General features: G+C 56.8%; 1 protein-coding gene. It reads left to right on the forward strand.

The window, feature by feature from the left end; genetic code table 11:
- Positions 1-1,770: SUMF1/EgtB/PvdO family nonheme iron enzyme (locus O6929_04395; protein ID MCZ6479638.1), on the forward strand; the 1,770-nt coding region annotated here is incomplete at its 5' end.
- Positions 1,771-2,527: the final 757 nt, after the last annotated feature.

Here is a 2,527-nt window from a genome sequence, read left to right on the forward strand (position 1 = left end):
GTTTTTCGTCAACCGGTTGATGCTGCGGAAGACGAGTGGGAGGACCTGGGAACAACGCCACTTAAATCCGTGCGGTTCGCGGAAGGCGAGGGATACCGCCTGCGGTTCGAGTTGATGGGATACCGAAGCGTGGATCTTTTGCATACGGCGATCCGGGGTTTCCTTGACCTGTTTGAGCCTGTGAATCCCGTCAGGCTGGACCCGGTCGACATTCTCCCCGAAGAAATGGTCCGGATCCCGGGATTCACACAAGATCTGGTGGACTATGCCGACTTTTTTATGGATCGATTCGAGGTGACCAATCGGGAGTACGAGCATTTCGTCGCCGCAGCAGGATACGAGACACAGGCTTATTGGAGACAGGACTTCGTCAGAGATGGCATGGAAGTGCCGTGGGAAGAGGCAGTTAGCGAGTTCGTTGACCGGACCGGCCGGCCTGGTCCCTCAACATGGACCGGGGGGGCGTATCCCGCCGGACAGGGCAATTACCCGGTAAGTGGTGTGAGTTGGTATGAGGCCGCTGCCTATGCCAGTTTCGTCAACAAAGAGTTGCCAACTCCGGTCCATCAAGAAAAAGCGCGGCGCTACTACATTCTTAACGCCGGGCTCATCGCACCCCGGAGCAATCTGGGGGGAGACGGCCCCCGGCCAGTCGGCGAGAACCGGGCGATGACCACTATGGGTGTATACGATCTCGTCGGAAACGTCCGGGAGTGGTACTGGAACGAGGCGGGTAAAGACGCACGAGGCACGGGCGGTGCCGCCTGGACGGACCCGCCTTTCCTCGCGAACTGGATAATCCCGAGGTCACCTTGGGACCAGGATTCGACCCACGGGTTCCGTTTGGTGCGAACGTTCGATGACGACGAGAAGCTCACCAGGCTTCGGCAGCCGGAGGAACCATTGGATCGCCGCGATTACAGGTCAGAGGAGCCGGTCTCCGACACTGAGTTCATGATCTACCGAAGAATGTATGCCTACGATTCCCTTCCCCTGAATGCTGAGGTGGTGGCCGTTGAAGTGTTTGAGCACTGGACTCGGGAAAGGGTGGCTTTTGACCTCCCGTACGGGGAGCGAGGTGGGGCGTTTCTCTACATTCCCAACAACACTGATCCGCCGTTTGAGACTGTGATTTACTGGCCCGGCGACCTCGTCTTTTCCATCCAATCCGTGGACGAAGAGTGGCTCCAGCCCTTTAATTTCCTCGTGAGGAGCGGGAGAGCGGTGGCTCAGCCCATCTTCAAGGGGGTGTTTGACCGGGACGACTCAACCTTCAGTATCACCTTGGGAAGCCTTGAGGCTCACTCGGAGGGGACCAAGTTACGGGATTACCAGATCAAATGGGTGCAGGATCTGTCACGAACCATCGACTACCTGGAGACCCGGGACGACATCGATTCTGACAGGCTGGGGTACTATGGCCATAGCTGGGGCGGTTCGGCCGCGCCCATTGTCCTTGCGGTGGAAGAACGCATCGACGCTGCGGTCCTCAATGTCGGAGGATTGGTTGAGTACCATCGATACCTGCCCGAGGTCGACCCAATCAACTTCGTGCCCCACGTCCGCTCCCCCATCCTCATGCTGAACGGCGAGTACGACATTGTGTACCCCCTGGAGAATGCGCAAAAGCCAATGTTCGAACTCCTGGGCACGGACCCGGAGCACAAGAAACACTACGTTGCGCCCGCAGGTCACATCGTGCCCCGCGACATGCTCATTCGAGAGACACTGGACTGGTTCGATCACTACCTTGGCGGACAGGGTAATTAGGGCGGATAGACGCAGGATGAATGGCGACTTCTGGCCGAATCTTGCAGTTCGCTGAGGTCCGCTATTGGCCGAAAGCGGACCTTAATTTCAGCGGTTTTTGGGGTTCCTGAACGTCCGCTTTGGAGAAAAGCGGACATTATTCCTGGGACTCCCAATATCGGCACACGGAACGTCCGGTTCCCACGCAAAAGCGGCCATTAAGCTAGAATGACTAAAAAGGGCCGCTAACGACCCAAAGCAGACGTTCAACACACATGATGGTGGTGAGGATGGACCTCAGTCAGGTGAGTATCGAGCGCGTGGTCATTCTGTCATCGGATCCTGGTAGTAACATCAATTCGCATCGGTAGCCGCCGGCGCCATACAGCTTGCTGAATGCGGGCCTGATAGAAAGGTGTCGCCTCGAGATAGAGCCGCAACACAGATACAAATGAAGCCGGTCATGCCTGATGCGACGGCTTTGACAGGGTCCGTATCGATCTGGGCGGCGACTTCAATCGCTCTAGCCGAGATAAGCCCCTTGTAGTCAACTATACTGGATACTATCGGCGCCGGTTCGGGTGCCTTTGATACGAATAAGCAAAAATCCAAGGGGAAAAACATGAAGAAGATGTTGAAAGCCGTTTTCATGACGGTCGCGCTCGGTCTGCTCGGGACAGGCTCTCCGATGGCACAGGTTAGCGAAGATGGCATGGGCAAGGTCCTTCCGGCGGAACTGTTTGTTTGCAAGTACCGCAACCGCCAGGATGAAGGGGAT

The organism is Candidatus Methylomirabilota bacterium, from assembly GCA_027293415.1.
Classification (GTDB): Bacteria; Methylomirabilota; Methylomirabilia; order Methylomirabilales; family CSP1-5; genus CSP1-5.